This window comes from Paenibacillus sp. J22R98 (assembly GCF_059383835.1).
On record NZ_JBXENW010000001.1, the window covers coordinates 351765 to 365986 of the forward strand.

A 14222-nucleotide genomic window follows, 5' to 3' on the forward strand; every position below is an offset into this window, starting at 1 on the left:
GATGATAGAGGTTCAAGGGTTAACGAAGGTGTACCGCGTCCACGTCAGGCAGCCCGGCTTTGCCGCTTCCCTGCGAAGCTTATGGCACCGGGAATACCGGGAAGTGCGAGCGGTAGACGGTATCGATTTTCATATCCCGGAGGGACAGATTGTTGGCTTCCTTGGGCCAAACGGGGCGGGCAAAACAACGACAATGAAGCTGCTAACAGGTCTTCTGCATCCGACTTCGGGTCAGATCAAAGTGGGCGGCTTTATTCCGTTTCAGCAGCAGAATGCGTTCAAGAAACGAGTGAGCCTTGTGATGGGACAGAAAAGCCAGCTGATCTGGGACATCCCGGCCTCTGAAACGTTTCTCATTCACAAAGAAGTCTACGATATTGCGCCGGCTGATTATCGCCGGCGGATCGATTATTTTACGGAAATGCTGGATCTCTCCGCAGTAATGGATAAGCCCGTTCGTCAACTGTCGCTCGGGGAAAGAATGAAATGCGAGCTGGTCGCCGCACTGCTGCACCGGCCTGATCTGGTGTTTCTCGACGAGCCGACCATCGGACTCGATGTGAATATGCAGGAAGCGATGCGCAGGTTCATCTCCTCGTATAACCGAGATTATAAAGCAACCATCCTGCTGACAAGCCACTATATGGCAGATGTATCTGCTTTATGTGAGCGGGTGCTGGTTATCAACCACGGTAAGTTGCTCTATGATGGCGCAATCAGCAAGCTCATTGATCGGTTCTCGCCGTATAAACGGATTTCCCTGGTATTAGGTGATCCGGTTGCGGCAGAAACCGTTCAAGCGGCTGTACATAGCGGCGGCGGAAGACTTGTATCGTATGTGTATCCACAGCTCGAAGTGGAAGCACCGCGCGAGGATGTGACCGGTTTATCGGCTAAGCTGCTCACTTCGCTGCCCGTCGTAGATTTGACGATTGAGGATCCTTCCCTAGAGTCGGTCATCGGAATGGCTTATGCGAATGGAGAAGAACCGCAGCAGGAGCAGGTCCAGCTGCCGAAGGAGATCGGGGTATGATGCTTGCGGCAGGGGCTTTCTGGCGTAAGTATGCGGTCGTCTTCAAAGCGGATTGGGCGATCATGATGGCCTATCGAAGCGAGAGTTTAATCTGGATGTTCGGTGCATTCGTGCAGCCTCTGGTCAGCTTGGCCGTATGGACATCACTTAGCGGCAGCGACTCTATTGCCGGGTATCGTGCATCAGATTATGTGCTCTATTTCTGTGCGGTGCTGGTCGTGGACCGTCTCACGCGATCATGGGATGTTTATGAGCTGGACAATGATATCCGGCAAGGGACCTTCTCTGGTAAACTGCTTCGGCCTTTTCATCCGATCCATTGGAGTATTAATGGGAATCTCGTCTACAAAATCTTCTTCGCGGTGCTGATGATTCCGTCTTGGCTCATTCTTGCCCTGTTCATTCCCTCGATGCGAACGACAGTCGGGCTCGGAACGTTTGGTCTTGTGCTGCTTGCTGTTGCGCTATCGTCGGCGTTACGGTTTCTGATCGGATACATGTTCGGCTTGCTTGCATTCTGGAGCAATCGGGCGACTGCAGTGTACGCCTTGTACGAAGGGGTTCATCTGTTTCTATCCGGACGGATCGCACCGTTGTCGATGTTTCCGGATTGGGTTACTTATGCGGCTAAGTATTTGCCTTTCTACGTAACAGTCGCGTTCCCTGTTGATCTGCTTACGGGTAGATTGCAAGGTGAGCCGCAGCAAATCTTAGTTGGATTCGTACAGCAGCTGGGCTGGCTTCTCGCATTGCTGCTCTTATTCCGTGTCATGTGGCGGCAGGGACTTAAACGCTACGGCGCGTCGGGAGGATGATGGCGATATGAGGCGAGCTTATCGATTGTTTCGAACTTTCTTCCATGCGTGCCTGGCTGAAGAATTTGAATACCGGGCGAACTTCGCGGCAAATTTAGGCTCCACTTTGTTCTCGCTTGCGATGTCGATTCTGACGGTCGTACTATTCTTTTACCGTTCGTCTTCGCTTGGCGGCTGGTCGTTTGATGAAGTACTTGCCCTTCTGGGCGTATTCAATGCGCTGCATGGCTTCGTGGAGCTGTTTCTACAGCCCAATATGTCGCGGCTGGTCGCGCACATTCGGCAAGGGACGCTCGACTTCGTCTTGCTGAAACCGGTGGACAGCCAGTTTTTCGTCAGTTTCCGGCATCTCGTGCTGTGGCGTTTCGCCGATATTGGTCTGGGGCTTGGTTTGACCGGTTATGCAGTATGGCGAATAATGGGGCTGCCAAGCGTTAGCGGCATAGTGATGTTTGGTTTGTTGTTTATAGCGTCGCTTGTTATTATCTATGCGCTCTGGACAGGCATGATGGTCATGTCCTTCTGGGCGGTTAAGGTCGATAATTTGGCGTTCCTGTTCGGTTCGTTATTCGAAACATCACGATATCCGGTCAGCGTCTATAAGGGTGCGCTTCGATTAGCTCTCTTGTATGTCATGCCGATCGGGCTTGTGACGACGGTTCCCGCTGAGGCATTAATAGGACGGTTCGATGCCTCGCATGCAATCGGCGCTTTGCTGCTGGCGATGCTGTTTCTACTCGCGGCTCGCTTGTTATGGAAGCGGGCATTGCGGGCTTATACGAGCGCCAGCAGCTAAAATGATAGTCCCCGTTTGCGGCAGAATGCCCGCGGGGGCTGTTTTTGTTTTTACCCGGGTGTTGGTCAAGCCAGCGCCTTTATTATACAATGGTTGAAGATGATGCATGTTGGAGGCGTAAAGGGAATGGCAAAGCGGATGCGGCTGGATAAGCTGCTGGCAAATATGGGGTTTGGAACGCGCAGTGAAATTAGACGGGCTGTGAAGCTGGGAAGAGTGACCGTGGATGGTGCGGTGGTCAAAGATTTCGGCTTGCAGCTTGATCCTGAAGCAGCGGTGGTACGCTTCGATGAAGAAGAAGTGATTTATCGCGAGACAATCTATGTCATGCTGCATAAACCGCAAGGCGTGGTATCGGCGACGGAGGATTCGCGAGATCGTACCGTGATCGACTTGTTGGATCCTGAGGATCGGGTGCTGCAGCCGTTTCCGGTTGGACGGCTGGATAAGGATACAGAAGGATTGCTGCTGCTGACAAACGATGGGAAGCTGGCACATGATCTGCTTTCCCCGAAGAAGCATGTACCGAAGCTATATGAAGCAATCGTCCACGGAGACGTGGATGCGCGTGATCAAGCGGCTTTCGCAGCAGGCGTGACGCTGGATGACGGCTATGAGACGATGCCGGCCGAGCTTGTTATTGGCGAGAAGGAAACCAAGGAAGACGGCATTTACAGCCGGATTACGCTGACCATTCACGAAGGGAAATTTCATCAGGTGAAGCGGATGTTCGAAGCCGTCGGCAAGACGGTTGTTTATCTTCGCCGCAACGCGATGGGACCGCTTCAGCTCGATCCGGAATTGCCGCTTGGATCCTATCGTCCACTTACAGAAGAAGAATTAATGCAATTGCAATCCGTTCATAAGAAGGCGGATGCATCCGAAGACTGACGGAGATAAAGAGAGGCTGACATAGGATGGGAACAATTAACTACGATATTATCGCATTAGATGTTGATGGAACGCTGTTAACGGACAATCATGAATTGACTCCTGCCGTGAGAGAGGCCGTAAGAGAAGCTCACGCACGTGGCGCGGAAATCGTTTTATGCACAGGCAGAGGGCCGGCTAATGCATTGCCTGTACTGGATGCGCTGGGGTTATCGGGTACGATGATTACTCACAATGGCGCAGCTACAATCGATGCGGCGCAGCGTAAAGTGCTGCACCAATATAGCATAGATGCCACTGAAGTAGCTCGGTTCCGTGATTATAGCTTACAGGGCGGGCATCATTTTGACATTAATACCGCGTTTGACATGCTGGTCGAAGGGATAAGTCCGGAGGCGGCAGAGATGTACCGCAAGTACGAAGCCAAACCGGTCATGCGCGATCCGAAGGATCCGTTGCCGGATGGACTTGTGAAATTTACGTTGTTCGGCAGCATTGAAGATCTCAATCTCATTGAAGCGGAATGGAATGGCTGGGAGCATGGGCTGCAGCACATTCGCAGCGGCGACTATTTCATCGATGTTCAGCACAAAGAAGCGAGCAAAGGAACGGCACTGCGGAAGCTTGCCGAAGTGCGGGGCGTCGATCCGAGCCGCGTGATGGCGATCGGGAACTATTTCAACGATGTGGGCATGCTGAAGTTTGCAGGTCTCGGTGTTGCGGTTGCGAACTCGCCGGATGGCGTGAAGGAAGCGGCGGATGTCGTGACCCTATCCAACCAAGAAGATGGCGTTGCAGCAGCACTACAAACCTACGCGTTCGTATAACATGAAAAACCGTCGAGGGGGTTAAATCCCTCGACGGTTTTTGCATATCAGATCGTGGCTATATTCCTACAGGATTAGTACATAAACCCGCGGGATACGATGACCAGCAGTATGAAAAGTACCAGGATCACGCCAGCAGAAGTAAAGCCTCCGTGCATACCGGACATGCAAATTCCTCCCTTAAAGGTAATTTCCGGCGCCAGATTGTGCAACTTGCGGTTGTTTTCTTGGCACTCGGTATACAGTATTGTATGAAATCTACGTCACAGCGATTGGACAGATGCCCTCGTTCTCTCACAATTGGGCATTTGTCTTAGGGAGAATGTCTTCGGTTTGAGACAGTCGTACCTGAGACAGATGGAGGCGTTACAATGCCTATAGACGTTTGCGGAATGGTCAAGTATGCTAGGAAAAACAGGTAATTAGTGGGAATGGAGGGGCATCTATGAACGTTATTTATAAGGAATTTGAAATTAGCGATGATAAAGCACGGCTGAATCTAGAGACTGTGAAACGGTTTTTGGAACAAAGCTATTGGGCAAGCAATCGCTCGCTTGAGCGCGTGGAGAAGTCGATCTCCAATTCGTTAGTTTACGGGATCTACAAAGGGGATACACAAGTAGGCTTTGCCCGGGCTGTGACGGACGGCGCGACGATGTACTGGTTATGCGATGTTTTCATAGATGATGCCTTTAGAGGCCAAGGACTTGGCAAGAAGCTGGTAGAAGTGATAACGGAATCGGAGCCGCTCAAGGAGCTAATGGGGTTGCTTGGCACACGTGATGCTCATGAATTGTACGAGCAATATGGTTTCATACGGGACGGAGATCGTTTTTTGCGAAAGCCGTCTTCCTACAGCGTTTAAGGATGGGAGTGAACATACGATTTGATCACGATTCGTACGGAAACGCCTGCCGATCATGAAGCGGTTCGGCAGGTGAATGTGGAAGCCTTCGACAAGAGGGAATATGAAGCGAAGCTTGTGGAGCAAATTCGATCGTCGGAATCTTTTATCGAATCCTTATCTCTTGTTGCTGAATCGGAGCAGGGCGTTATCGGCCATGCCTTATTCAGTAAAGCAAGTATCGTAGTCGGCGAAACGTACCATGAAGTTATCGTGCTCGCGCCGATCGCGGTTCTGCCCGGCTCTCAGAAGCAAGGTGTTGGCAAGAAACTGATCGAAGTGGGTTTAACGCGCAGCCGTGAGCTCGGGTTTCCGGGGGTCTTACTCATTGGGCATCCGGAATATTATCCTCGATTCGGTTTCCGGCCGGCACGTACATTTGGACTAACACTCAAGCAATTTGAAGTGTCGGATGACGTATATATGGCAGTAGAATTGACCGGTGGAGCATTGCTTGCTTTAGAAGGCGGGGAATTGAGATATCCTGATGCGTTCTTCGGCAGCTAAGAACAGAAGCAGTAGACCGGCATTTATGAACGAGGTGACTTCGCAGTGGTAACTGTAGAGACGGAAGTGTTGATCGACGCGCCTATTGAGGTGTGTTTTGACTTAGCCAGAGATATAGATGTGCATACCCGCACCGTATGGCGTCATACGAAGGAGAAAGCAGTTGCCGGCGTGACAAGCGGTCCGATCGGACTGAACGAGACGGTGACCTTCGAAGCGACGCATTTCTTCGTGAGACAACGTTTGACATCGAAGATTACGGAATTTCGTGCGCCGTATTTCTTTGTGGATGAGACGCAGCGCGGGGCTTTCAAGTATTTGCGACATGAGCATAGGCTCGAATCCCAAGAAGGCAAGACGCTCATGAAAGACAGACTAACCTTTGCCGCTCCGCTTGGCCCGCTCGGCTGGGCAGTGGAACGACTCGTATTGAAACGATACATGCGTCGCTTCCTTGAGGATCGGAATATACAGGTGAAACGCATCGCAGAAGGGCGCAAGGAGTGAACGCAATGATCCCTACGAAGCCATTTCCGGTACTTGAAACGTCGAGACTCCTCCTTCGCCAATTAAACGAAGCGGATGCCGGAGCGTTATATGATTATTTTAGACTGGATGAGGTAATTGTCTATTATGATCTGGAGAGCTTCACAGATCGGCAACAAGCCGTGGCGCTTATCGAAAGCTGGAACAACCGTTTCGATCGCTCGGAGGGGATTCGCTGGGCTGTAACTTGGAAAGAGACCGGCGATGTCCTGGGAACATGCGGCTATCACAATTGGGCCAAGGAGCATTATAAAGCCGAAATTGGCTATGAGCTTCATCCTGGCTACTGGCGCCAAGGCATCATGACCGAAGCGCTGAAGGCTATTCTGGCTTATGGGTTCAAGGAGATGGAATTAAACCGAATCGAAGCGTTTATCGATCCGGCCAATGACAGCTCACGGAGGCTTCTTATGAAGAGCGGCATGCGTGAAGAAGGACTAATGCGCGATTATTTCTACGAGAAGAACAGCTTCGTGGATGCGGTGTTGTTTGCGGTTCTGAAGCGAGATCAAGCTATGTAGGAGGCGAGTCGTATGAGCTTCATATCCGGATTTGCGGTTAACGACGGTGTGCGCATTCATTATTATGATTCGATCAACCATGAGAGTCCAGATCGCAAGCCTCTGCTTATATGTCCCGGCTTATCGGAAACGGCAGAAGATTACGTCGATTTACTCGCATATCTGCTGCCCAGACGATGTGTCGTTCTTTCTTTCCGAGGCAGGGGGAATAGCGACACGCCGGAGAGCGGCTATCATTTGGACGAGCATGTGAGTGATATCGAAGCTGTCGTTCATACGCTTGATTTACAGCAATTTCATCTGTTCGGACATTCCAGAGGCGCTTCATATGCGCTGGGTTACGCCGAAACACAAAATGCGCGGCATATTCTCTCCCTACTATTAGGCGATTACCCGCCGGAGCATCGTCTAATGCCAGGCGATTGGGCTGACGCGTACATCAATGATTATTTGATCCCGTTTCAGCGAACTTCGAATATACGAACAGAAGCGGTGAGGGGCATTGGGCGAGAATCCAAGCTTGTTGCTCTCGACGCTCCGTCTGCACTGCAGGCACTTATTTTACGAGGAACACTAGATGGATCGCTCATTGATGATTCAGATTTGCAGCGATATCATGACAAGTTCCAGCATCTAAAAGTAGAGGGATTTCATCGCTCCGGCCATGACCTCATGGGTACGGAGAGGGATGGTTGTTATGCGGCCATTCGAGATTTTTTGGCAGCTGTAGATTCGGTAAAGGGGTAAAATAGGATGCTCACGATTGGATTCGGTAACCAAGGTGATCTGGAGACCGCTCTGAGCTGGGATCGCCATACGCCAAAACATATCCTGTCATGGAAGCTCGATCACGAGGATATTATTATGGCAGAGCAGCAGAACGAATGTGTGGGATACATCAAGCTGGAGCATCTATGGTCACAGTTTCCGTATATCGGTTTAATTAAAGTGAAAGAAGAACTGCGTGGAAACGGAATCGGCAAGCAAATGCTCGAATTTGTGCAGGTCCATCTCAAGCAGCAAGGAGCGGCGAAGCTTTACAGCTCTTCGCAAGCCGATGAACCCGCACCTCAACTGTGGCATCGCAAAATGGGCTTTATCGAATGCGGCATTCTAAGCGGTATCAATGACGGCGGTGTTGGTGAACTGTTTTTTGTGAAGGAGCTCTAATGTTTGCGAGGGGCATGGAGGCGGTCATATGAATGTTATCATCGTAATTTTACTTCTATTCATAGTTATCTTGTTAATCGAAATAAACAGCAAGCTTCCGAAACGATCGAAACGCGATCCCGGAAAAGAAGCCTTGAACCGGGATTTGCGAGCAAGGCGCAAGCAAGAAAAAGAGGACCACTAATCATAGAGGTGATGATATGGGTACAGCTTATTCATCCATTCTTCCGGAGCATGCCGAATTTATCGCGAATCAGAAAATGTTTTTTGTCGGAACAGCCGCCGCTGAGGGTCATGTGAATCTATCGCCCAAAGGCCATGATGCCTTTCGCATCTTGACACCTAACCAAGTGGCCTATCTGGATCTAACCGGGAGCGGGAACGAGACGAGTGCACATCTGTCGGCTACCGGCCGCATTACCTTTATGTTCGTAGCTTTTGAAGGAAAGCCGCTTATTCTGCGATTGTATGGCACGGGACGTGTTGTTCTTCCAAGCTCCCCGGAGTGGGAGGAGACTGCAGCGCCGTTCCACTTGTATCCGGGCTACAGGCAAATTATCGTGGCTGACATTGATATTGTCAAAACCTCTTGCGGCTTCAGCATCCCGTATTATTCGTATGAAGGGGAACGTGATTTACTTCTCAAATGGGCGGTTAATCAAGGAGAAGAGAAGCTGGTGCAATATCGCGCCAACAAGAATAGTACCAGCATGGACGGCTATCTGTCACCAATAGGGATGGAGTTCGCAGCAGATGAAGGATGATCATACGAGTTCTCTTAGCGACGTTCAGGCACAATCAGAGATTGACATGGACGATGAAATTGCACTCGCGGAGCAATTGAAGCTGATATTGCGGGGGAACGAATCACTGATGCAAGATCTTCAGCTCGTTGCTAGCTTGCGGCTTCCACAATGTTACCTTGCAGCAGGTTACATACGTAATTTGGTTTGGGATCATCTGCATGGTTACCCTTACCGGGCGACACATGAGGATATCGATGTGGTCTACTTCGATCAGGGGCATCTCGATGAAGAGAGGGATCGCGAAGTTGAGCGTCAATTGGCGGTCTGCACCGGGAATACGAAATGGTCGGTCAAAAATCAAGCCAGAATGCATATTCGCAATGGCAGCGCCCCTTATCTCTCAACGGAAGATGCGCTCATGCGCTGGCCGGAAACGGTCACTTCAATCGGTGCACGATTGAATGCTCGAAATCAATTGGAGCTGTGCTGCCCGAACGGTTTATCTGATTTATTCCAGATGCAGGTGCGTCAGAGTCCTTATTTTGAAGATCGGGCGTATTATTTGGAGCGTATTCAGCGGAAAGCTTGGCGCACACTCTGGCCGAAATTAGTAGTTGTGGAATAAGACAATTTGGAAGCTGATGCTCAGTGGTGCGATTTTCGGTTACAATAAGTATAGTTATACGAATATACATCTAGATAGATACTGGGGTCTGACCACATGAGCATGGTAGTAAAGGGAATTATTATTGGATTATCGATTGCAGCACCGGTGGGACCCATTGGCATTTTGTGCATGAAGAGAACGATTAATCAAGGACGCCTGTATGGCGCGGTAGCCGGTTTAGGTGCGGCGACCGCCGACGGCATTTACGGGCTAATTGCCGCTTTCGGATTTGATGCGATTACGAGCGGGTTAGTAGCTCAGCAGATGTGGATTCGATTGATTGGCGGGTTGTTCCTTTGTTATTTAGGCTATCAATCCTTCCGCTCCAGTGCGGCGGATGCGAGCGTGGAACCGCGAATGAGCCGTAATGTTGCAGCTGCTTACGTCACGACCTTTTTGTTGACCATTACGAATCCAATGACGATCTTATCGTTCCTCGGTATTTTCGCAGGGCTTAACATTATGGACTCATCTACTGCGGATTCAGTAACACTTGTAGTCGGTGTTTTTGCGGGTTCTATGCTCTGGTGGTTGTTCCTAAGTGTTGTCATCGGGGTGATTAGAGAAACCTTGAATGCCCGTGCCATGCTTGTGATCAATCAAATCTCGGCATCGGTATTACTGGCTTTCGGGGTCTATTCGCTCTTTCAGGTTTTCTCGTCGTAGACACAAGACATGGATTTGAACAAAGCAACTAGAAGGATGATGGACCTATGAACAAACTAAATGTAACATTGAAGACGAAACATCTTACGCTTCGGATGATTGACGAATCCGATACGTCGAAGGTTTATGATTTTGTCCTTCGGAACAGAGAAGCGCTAGTCCCATGGGAGCCGGTCAGAACCCATGAATATTACACAGCGGAGTATCAGAAACAGCTTATTCAAAGCGATATGCAAAGCATTCACAGCGGGCAGAGCGTGAAGTTCTGGATTTGTAAAAACGATCATCCGAAAGGGGATCTCATTGGGACGGTTACGCTTAACAATATCGTCAGAGGGGCGTTTCAATCCTGCCACCTCGGGTATAGGATGGACGTCGCTGAGCGAAACAAAGGTTATATGAAGGAAGCGCTGGCCCATACGATTTCATATGCATGGCAAGAATTAAATCTACACCGCATCGAGGCGAATATTATGCCGCGAAATACGGCTTCCCTCAAAGTCGTGGAGCAGCTTGGTTTCAAGCATGAAGGACTGGCGAAGGATTACCTCCGCATTAACGGGGAATGGGAGGACCACATTCATATGGTGCTGCTGAACCCGTCATGGGATGAGTGATATCGGTTAGTCGAAGGCGAGCATGCATCTTAAGGGCATTCCAGTTGAAGCGGGTTTCGTGGTAAAATAAGTAGCGTGTCTCCATCGGAGATGTAGGAAGCGAAGGTAACGGAGAAATGCTATCACTGATGAAATCAACGCCTGAATATATCGCTAATGAGCTGGCGGTTTTGAACTCAAATCCGTATTTTAATTCTATTTCCAAAGATAAAGAACAGCTGACGGATGCAGACATTGCTGCTGATTTGAAGGATGCAGAACAAGTCGGAGCTGAACGATATATCATACGTGAGCAAGGAAACGACATTGGTATTCTCGAGTTTCTTATGCACAATCCCAATGATTCCTGTACATGGATTGGTTTGTTAGTCATTCATGGCGCTTATCAAGGGCGAGGTTATGGGCATGCTGCATTGGAACTGTTCGATTCCATCATGCGTGAACGCGGCGTGACTTCTCATCGGCTCGGCGTATTGCTTTCGAATGCGGCGGCTCATACATTCTGGCAGCGTAATGGCTGTGTGCAAGTAAAGCCTGCCGTGCTTCCTGACGGTAAAGATATCATCATTTATGAACGTACCGTCCGTTAGTTGGATGAGAAAGAAATTATAAGACGGGAGCATACATACGATGTACAGAACGGCGACGCTTTGCTTGCTGCTAAGCTTTCTTCTGCTGCTTAGTGCCTGTACAGCCAAAGACGAACCTGATAAAGACCAAGGCCCGGTTACCGGTGAACAAATCGACTATCAAGAGACAGGCGCCAATCGCGTCATGAACGCATATGAGGAATCCATGGTCGAGGCGATCAACAAGAAACGGTTCTCTTTGGTGGAAGGCTTGCTGGACCCGGCCGGTCCCCTCTATAAGCAGCAAGAAAGCCTGGTAAGACGGCTAAGCGATAAGAATATTAAAGAAAAGCTCATTCGCTACCAAATCATGAATATCCAGAAAATCAACGGTGAATACAAGTTTTATATTATCGAGAAAATCGGCATCTATTATGCGGATGGCCGTTCTTCAATAAATGAGTACAATTGGATCTATACAGTAACGGAGAACACAAGCAGTAAGTCGTTTAAGGTATACAGTATTGAACGGTGGGAATAGAACGGCATGTTAAACATAGGCGGGCAGGTGAAGGCTCCATCTGAGCTGTCTGCCTGCCTTCCTTGCAACTAAATAAGAATCGAATTACGAGGTGCAACTATCATGAGAGAACTAGCGTTTGAGAACTATACAGACCAATATTTGGAACAAGTGCGCCAAACGTACAATTATTTTGTGGAAAATACGACCGTTTCGTTTGATATGCAGCCGTATTCATTGGAGCAGATGAAACAGTTAATCGAACCGACGGCTGATATCTATCGTTCCTATATCGTAAAGCTGGATGGGCAATACGCCGGTTATGCACTGCTCACTCAGCATAAGAAGCGCCCTGCGTTTCAGGTAACGGCGGATGTAACGATTTATCTCGATCCGGCATTTACGGGCAAGGGGATTGGCCGAGAAGCGATGGTGTTTATCGAAGGGGTTGCGAGGGAGTTGAAATTCCATTCCTTGGTAGCACTGATCTGCACCGAGAACGACAGCAGTATGGCGTTGTTTAAGAAGTTAGGCTACGAGCAAGTCGCATGCTATAAAGAAATTGCTTACAAATTCGACCGCTGGCTCGACTTGGCGTCCTTTCAGAAGATTTTGAGATAACAGGTACTCGATAATGACTTGTATGGGCGGGATGCTGTGTGATTCATGGCAATCGAATGAGCGTCGCAGGTAGAGCTGCGTTTATAGCCGTTATCATCCTAGCGGCGACCAGCTGCAGCAATAAGGCGGCAGATCTGGAGCAGCAGGTGGTAGCACAGCAGAAGCAGCTAACGGAATTGCAAGAATCAAACAATAAGCTCGCCGCACAGCTGAAGGTATCGGAAGGGAAAGTTGCAGCGTTAACGACTGAGAAGGAGCAGCTTACTGCGCAGGCTGGGGAGCTTACCGCACAAGCTGAACTGCTTACCAAGGAAAGTGAGCAGGCGGCACTCATTGATAAGGAAATTCCAACTGACGTGTTAGCGTTTCTATTTGATTACTTACATACCGTTCAAGTAAAGCCAGATGCTTCAGCAAAAGTATGGAAAGACTACTTTGTCGATAGCGAAAGAACCAAATGGTTTATCGATGCCATTCTTTCGCAACCGGAGCTCTCATATACCAAGCTGACCTATCAAGGAGAAACAGTCTACAAGAAGCCGGGCAAAACGAACCGAATCATCGGTATCAATGCCTTCAAGGCAGATGAGCGGGTTGACGCCTATTCCCTTTCCAATGTGAATCATGCAGGCTGGAAAATTGTCGATGTCGATTAATAGGACGGATTTTATGGTGAAGAAGATGATCGGCCTAATTACGATCCTCTATTTATTGCTGCTCTTCTATTGGATGTTTATCGGCTTTGGCCGCTCGGGAACGCAGTGGTCGGGCTATCGCTATAATCTCGTTCCGATGCGTACCATTAGACTGTATTTCGATCACGCAGACAGCTTTACACCTACGCATTGGCTGGTTAACATCATAGGTAATGTGGCGGTGTTTGTCCCATTCGGTCTCTCGATTCCGTATTTATTCCGTGTTCGAATCCTGCGTTTAACGCTGCTTAGCGTTATCGTGCTATTCATACTCGAACTGCTGCAGCTGCTGCTTCATCGCGGCAGCTTCGATATTGACGATATTCTACTAAATACGGTAGGCGTGCTCGCAGGAGCGGGATTCTACAGCATGATTCGAAGGCGGGTGTGCTAGCTGTGTATAAAGCGATTTTGTTCGATTTGGACCAAACCCTGCTGGACTATAATACAAGCGAGTTCGAGTCCATGCAGAGCACCATTATGCATCATAGGCTCCCTGAACTTGCCGGCTTTGAATGGGAAAAATTCCGATCTTTGTATGCTGCAATCAATTGGACGTATTGGATCGAGCGAACGGAGCGGAAACTCCATATCTCGCAAGTGTTGACCTATTCTTTTCGCGATACGCTCGTGCAATTGGGACATGATGACAATTTATCGATCGATTTAGCTCAGACGTACTGGGAGTTCTTCTGTTCCAACTGCCATCTTATGGATGGTACGGAAGAGTTGCTCTCCACACTGTATGGCCGTTATCCGCTTGGCGTGATATCGAACGGTGTTGGCGAGGCACAGCGAAAACGGCTAACGGCAGGCGGTCTTTCGCATTATTTTGACCATCTGTTCATTTCGGATGAAGTGGACTGCCGAAAGCCGGAGCGGCGAATATTCGATCTAGCCATTCAATCACTCGGTGTGAACCGGCAGCAGGTGTTGTTTGTCGGCGATTCCTTAACCGATGATTACATCGGTGCGCAGAATGCAGGAATTGATTTCTGTTATTTCAATCCCGGAAGAGGATCGTTTGATCCGATGATTCGACCGACGTTCATGATTCATTCTTTAGCTGAGCTGCATGCACTATTGGAAGTGCCGAACGAGTAGTAGAGAG

Annotated in this window: 22 protein-coding genes; 21 read left to right on the forward strand and 1 reads right to left on the reverse strand. The window is 49.3% G+C overall.

Translation table 11 applies throughout. The features are described from left to right. The first annotated feature begins 1 nt into the window (after position 1). The 5 genes from AC50Y3_RS01620 to AC50Y3_RS01640 all read left to right on the forward strand — a co-directional run bounded on the left by AC50Y3_RS01620 (position 2) and on the right by AC50Y3_RS01640 (position 4362). Positions 2–1033, forward strand: coding sequence for an ABC transporter ATP-binding protein (locus AC50Y3_RS01620; RefSeq protein ID WP_494817029.1), 1032 nt, complete (start codon positions 2–4; stop codon positions 1031–1033). Then, complete coding sequence (locus tag AC50Y3_RS01625) at positions 1030–1848, forward strand: ABC transporter permease (protein WP_494817030.1); 819 nt, start codon at positions 1030–1032, stop codon at positions 1846–1848. Before AC50Y3_RS01620 ends, AC50Y3_RS01625 begins: the two co-directional genes overlap by 4 nt. Positions 1849–1855: 7 nt before the next feature. Next, positions 1856–2644: an ABC transporter permease gene (locus AC50Y3_RS01630; RefSeq protein ID WP_494817031.1), complete on the forward strand. Its 789-nt coding sequence runs from the start codon at positions 1856–1858 to the stop codon at positions 2642–2644. 126 nt (positions 2645–2770) lie between these two features. After that, a complete protein-coding gene (locus AC50Y3_RS01635) occupies positions 2771–3535 on the forward strand; it encodes a pseudouridine synthase (RefSeq protein WP_494817032.1) in 765 nt (254 codons plus the stop codon). A 26-nt stretch (positions 3536–3561) separates the two neighbouring features. After that, complete coding sequence (locus tag AC50Y3_RS01640; protein ID WP_494817033.1) at positions 3562–4362, forward strand: Cof-type HAD-IIB family hydrolase; 801 nt, start codon at positions 3562–3564, stop codon at positions 4360–4362. Between the two features lie 74 nt (positions 4363–4436). Here the strand turns inward: AC50Y3_RS01640 and AC50Y3_RS01645 are convergent, their stop codons facing one another. Beyond that, on the reverse strand, positions 4437–4529 hold the full coding sequence (locus AC50Y3_RS01645) for a sporulation protein YjcZ (protein WP_090977881.1): 93 nt from the start codon (positions 4527–4529) through the stop codon (positions 4437–4439). 278 nt (positions 4530–4807) lie between these two features. Here AC50Y3_RS01645 and AC50Y3_RS01650 point away from each other — a divergent pair, with 278 nt between their 5' ends. The 16 genes from AC50Y3_RS01650 (at position 4808) to AC50Y3_RS01725 (ending at position 14215) form a co-directional block, all read left to right on the forward strand. Next, positions 4808–5227 (forward strand): GNAT family N-acetyltransferase, encoded by a 420-nt coding sequence (locus AC50Y3_RS01650; protein WP_494817034.1) that lies wholly within the window; start codon positions 4808–4810, stop codon positions 5225–5227. A 21-nt stretch (positions 5228–5248) separates the two neighbouring features. Further along, positions 5249–5773 carry a GNAT family N-acetyltransferase gene (locus AC50Y3_RS01655; RefSeq protein ID WP_494817035.1) on the forward strand — a complete coding sequence of 175 codons (525 nt, stop codon included), beginning with the start codon at positions 5249–5251 and terminating at the stop codon, positions 5771–5773. 45 nt (positions 5774–5818) lie between these two features. Beyond that, a complete protein-coding gene (locus AC50Y3_RS01660) occupies positions 5819–6280 on the forward strand; it encodes an SRPBCC family protein (protein ID WP_494817036.1) in 462 nt (153 codons plus the stop codon). Between the two features lie 5 nt (positions 6281–6285). Continuing rightward, a complete protein-coding gene (locus AC50Y3_RS01665; RefSeq protein WP_494817037.1) occupies positions 6286–6840 on the forward strand; it encodes a GNAT family N-acetyltransferase in 555 nt (184 codons plus the stop codon). A gap of 12 nt (positions 6841–6852) precedes the next feature. Then, complete coding sequence (locus AC50Y3_RS01670; protein WP_494817038.1) at positions 6853–7587, forward strand: alpha/beta fold hydrolase; 735 nt, start codon at positions 6853–6855, stop codon at positions 7585–7587. A gap of 6 nt (positions 7588–7593) precedes the next feature. Then, positions 7594–8010 (forward strand): GNAT family N-acetyltransferase, encoded by a 417-nt coding sequence (locus tag AC50Y3_RS01675; RefSeq protein WP_494817039.1) that lies wholly within the window; start codon positions 7594–7596, stop codon positions 8008–8010. A gap of 200 nt (positions 8011–8210) precedes the next feature. After that, a complete protein-coding gene (locus AC50Y3_RS01680) occupies positions 8211–8774 on the forward strand; it encodes a pyridoxamine 5'-phosphate oxidase family protein (protein WP_494817040.1) in 564 nt (187 codons plus the stop codon). Next, the gene (locus tag AC50Y3_RS01685) at positions 8764–9381 is read left to right on the forward strand and encodes a nucleotidyltransferase family protein (RefSeq protein WP_494817041.1); all 618 of its coding nucleotides are present in this window, start codon (positions 8764–8766) and stop codon (positions 9379–9381) included. The genes AC50Y3_RS01680 and AC50Y3_RS01685 overlap by 11 nt, the downstream gene beginning before the upstream one ends. Positions 9382–9477: 96 nt before the next feature. Then, positions 9478–10089 carry a LysE family translocator gene (locus tag AC50Y3_RS01690; protein ID WP_494817042.1) on the forward strand — a complete coding sequence of 204 codons (612 nt, stop codon included), beginning with the start codon at positions 9478–9480 and terminating at the stop codon, positions 10087–10089. A 47-nt stretch (positions 10090–10136) separates the two neighbouring features. Next, positions 10137–10706: a GNAT family N-acetyltransferase gene (locus AC50Y3_RS01695; RefSeq protein WP_494817043.1), complete on the forward strand. Its 570-nt coding sequence runs from the start codon at positions 10137–10139 to the stop codon at positions 10704–10706. Between the two features lie 128 nt (positions 10707–10834). Further along, positions 10835–11296: a GNAT family N-acetyltransferase gene (locus AC50Y3_RS01700; protein WP_494817044.1), complete on the forward strand. Its 462-nt coding sequence runs from the start codon at positions 10835–10837 to the stop codon at positions 11294–11296. 40 nt (positions 11297–11336) lie between these two features. Beyond that, positions 11337–11816 (forward strand): TcaA NTF2-like domain-containing protein, encoded by a 480-nt coding sequence (locus AC50Y3_RS01705; RefSeq protein WP_494817045.1) that lies wholly within the window; start codon positions 11337–11339, stop codon positions 11814–11816. Positions 11817–11918: 102 nt separating this feature from the next. Then, positions 11919–12416, forward strand: coding sequence for a GNAT family N-acetyltransferase (locus AC50Y3_RS01710; RefSeq protein WP_494817046.1), 498 nt, complete (start codon positions 11919–11921; stop codon positions 12414–12416). A 38-nt stretch (positions 12417–12454) separates the two neighbouring features. Beyond that, entirely contained in the window at positions 12455–13072 is a 618-nt protein-coding gene (locus AC50Y3_RS01715) for a hypothetical protein (RefSeq protein ID WP_494817047.1), read from the forward strand. After that, a complete protein-coding gene (locus tag AC50Y3_RS01720; RefSeq protein ID WP_494817048.1) occupies positions 13062–13505 on the forward strand; it encodes a VanZ family protein in 444 nt (147 codons plus the stop codon). Before AC50Y3_RS01715 ends, AC50Y3_RS01720 begins: the two co-directional genes overlap by 11 nt. A 2-nt stretch (positions 13506–13507) precedes the next feature. Continuing rightward, entirely contained in the window at positions 13508–14215 is a 708-nt protein-coding gene (locus tag AC50Y3_RS01725; RefSeq protein ID WP_494817049.1) for a YjjG family noncanonical pyrimidine nucleotidase, read from the forward strand. Positions 14216–14222 lie beyond the last annotated feature (7 nt).

Bases quoted from the DNA above. Each gene is read 5' to 3' on its own strand.
- AC50Y3_RS01635 (WP_494817032.1), top strand. From the start codon at position 2,771: ATGGCAAAGCGGATGCGGCTGGATAAGCTGCTGGCAAATATGGGGTTT.
- AC50Y3_RS01670 (WP_494817038.1), top strand. From the start codon at position 6,853: ATGAGCTTCATATCCGGATTTGCGGTTAACGACGGTGTGCGCATTCAT.
- AC50Y3_RS01710 (WP_494817046.1), top strand. From the start codon at position 11,919: ATGAGAGAACTAGCGTTTGAGAACTATACAGACCAATATTTGGAACAA.
- AC50Y3_RS01630 (WP_494817031.1), top strand. From the start codon at position 1,856: ATGAGGCGAGCTTATCGATTGTTTCGAACTTTCTTCCATGCGTGCCTG.
- AC50Y3_RS01640 (WP_494817033.1), top strand. From the start codon at position 3,562: ATGGGAACAATTAACTACGATATTATCGCATTAGATGTTGATGGAACG.
- AC50Y3_RS01620 (WP_494817029.1), top strand. From the start codon at position 2: ATGATAGAGGTTCAAGGGTTAACGAAGGTGTACCGCGTCCACGTCAGG.
- AC50Y3_RS01705 (WP_494817045.1), top strand. From the start codon at position 11,337: ATGTACAGAACGGCGACGCTTTGCTTGCTGCTAAGCTTTCTTCTGCTG.
- AC50Y3_RS01685 (WP_494817041.1), top strand. From the start codon at position 8,764: ATGAAGGATGATCATACGAGTTCTCTTAGCGACGTTCAGGCACAATCA.
- AC50Y3_RS01645 (WP_090977881.1), bottom strand. From the start codon at position 4,529: ATGTCCGGTATGCACGGAGGCTTTACTTCTGCTGGCGTGATCCTGGTA.
- AC50Y3_RS01690 (WP_494817042.1), top strand. From the start codon at position 9,478: ATGAGCATGGTAGTAAAGGGAATTATTATTGGATTATCGATTGCAGCA.
- AC50Y3_RS01720 (WP_494817048.1), top strand. From the start codon at position 13,062: ATGTCGATTAATAGGACGGATTTTATGGTGAAGAAGATGATCGGCCTA.
- AC50Y3_RS01675 (WP_494817039.1), top strand. From the start codon at position 7,594: ATGCTCACGATTGGATTCGGTAACCAAGGTGATCTGGAGACCGCTCTG.
- AC50Y3_RS01695 (WP_494817043.1), top strand. From the start codon at position 10,137: ATGAACAAACTAAATGTAACATTGAAGACGAAACATCTTACGCTTCGG.
- AC50Y3_RS01680 (WP_494817040.1), top strand. From the start codon at position 8,211: ATGGGTACAGCTTATTCATCCATTCTTCCGGAGCATGCCGAATTTATC.
- AC50Y3_RS01625 (WP_494817030.1), top strand. From the start codon at position 1,030: ATGATGCTTGCGGCAGGGGCTTTCTGGCGTAAGTATGCGGTCGTCTTC.
- AC50Y3_RS01665 (WP_494817037.1), top strand. From the start codon at position 6,286: ATGATCCCTACGAAGCCATTTCCGGTACTTGAAACGTCGAGACTCCTC.
- AC50Y3_RS01650 (WP_494817034.1), top strand. From the start codon at position 4,808: ATGAACGTTATTTATAAGGAATTTGAAATTAGCGATGATAAAGCACGG.
- AC50Y3_RS01700 (WP_494817044.1), top strand. From the start codon at position 10,835: ATGAAATCAACGCCTGAATATATCGCTAATGAGCTGGCGGTTTTGAAC.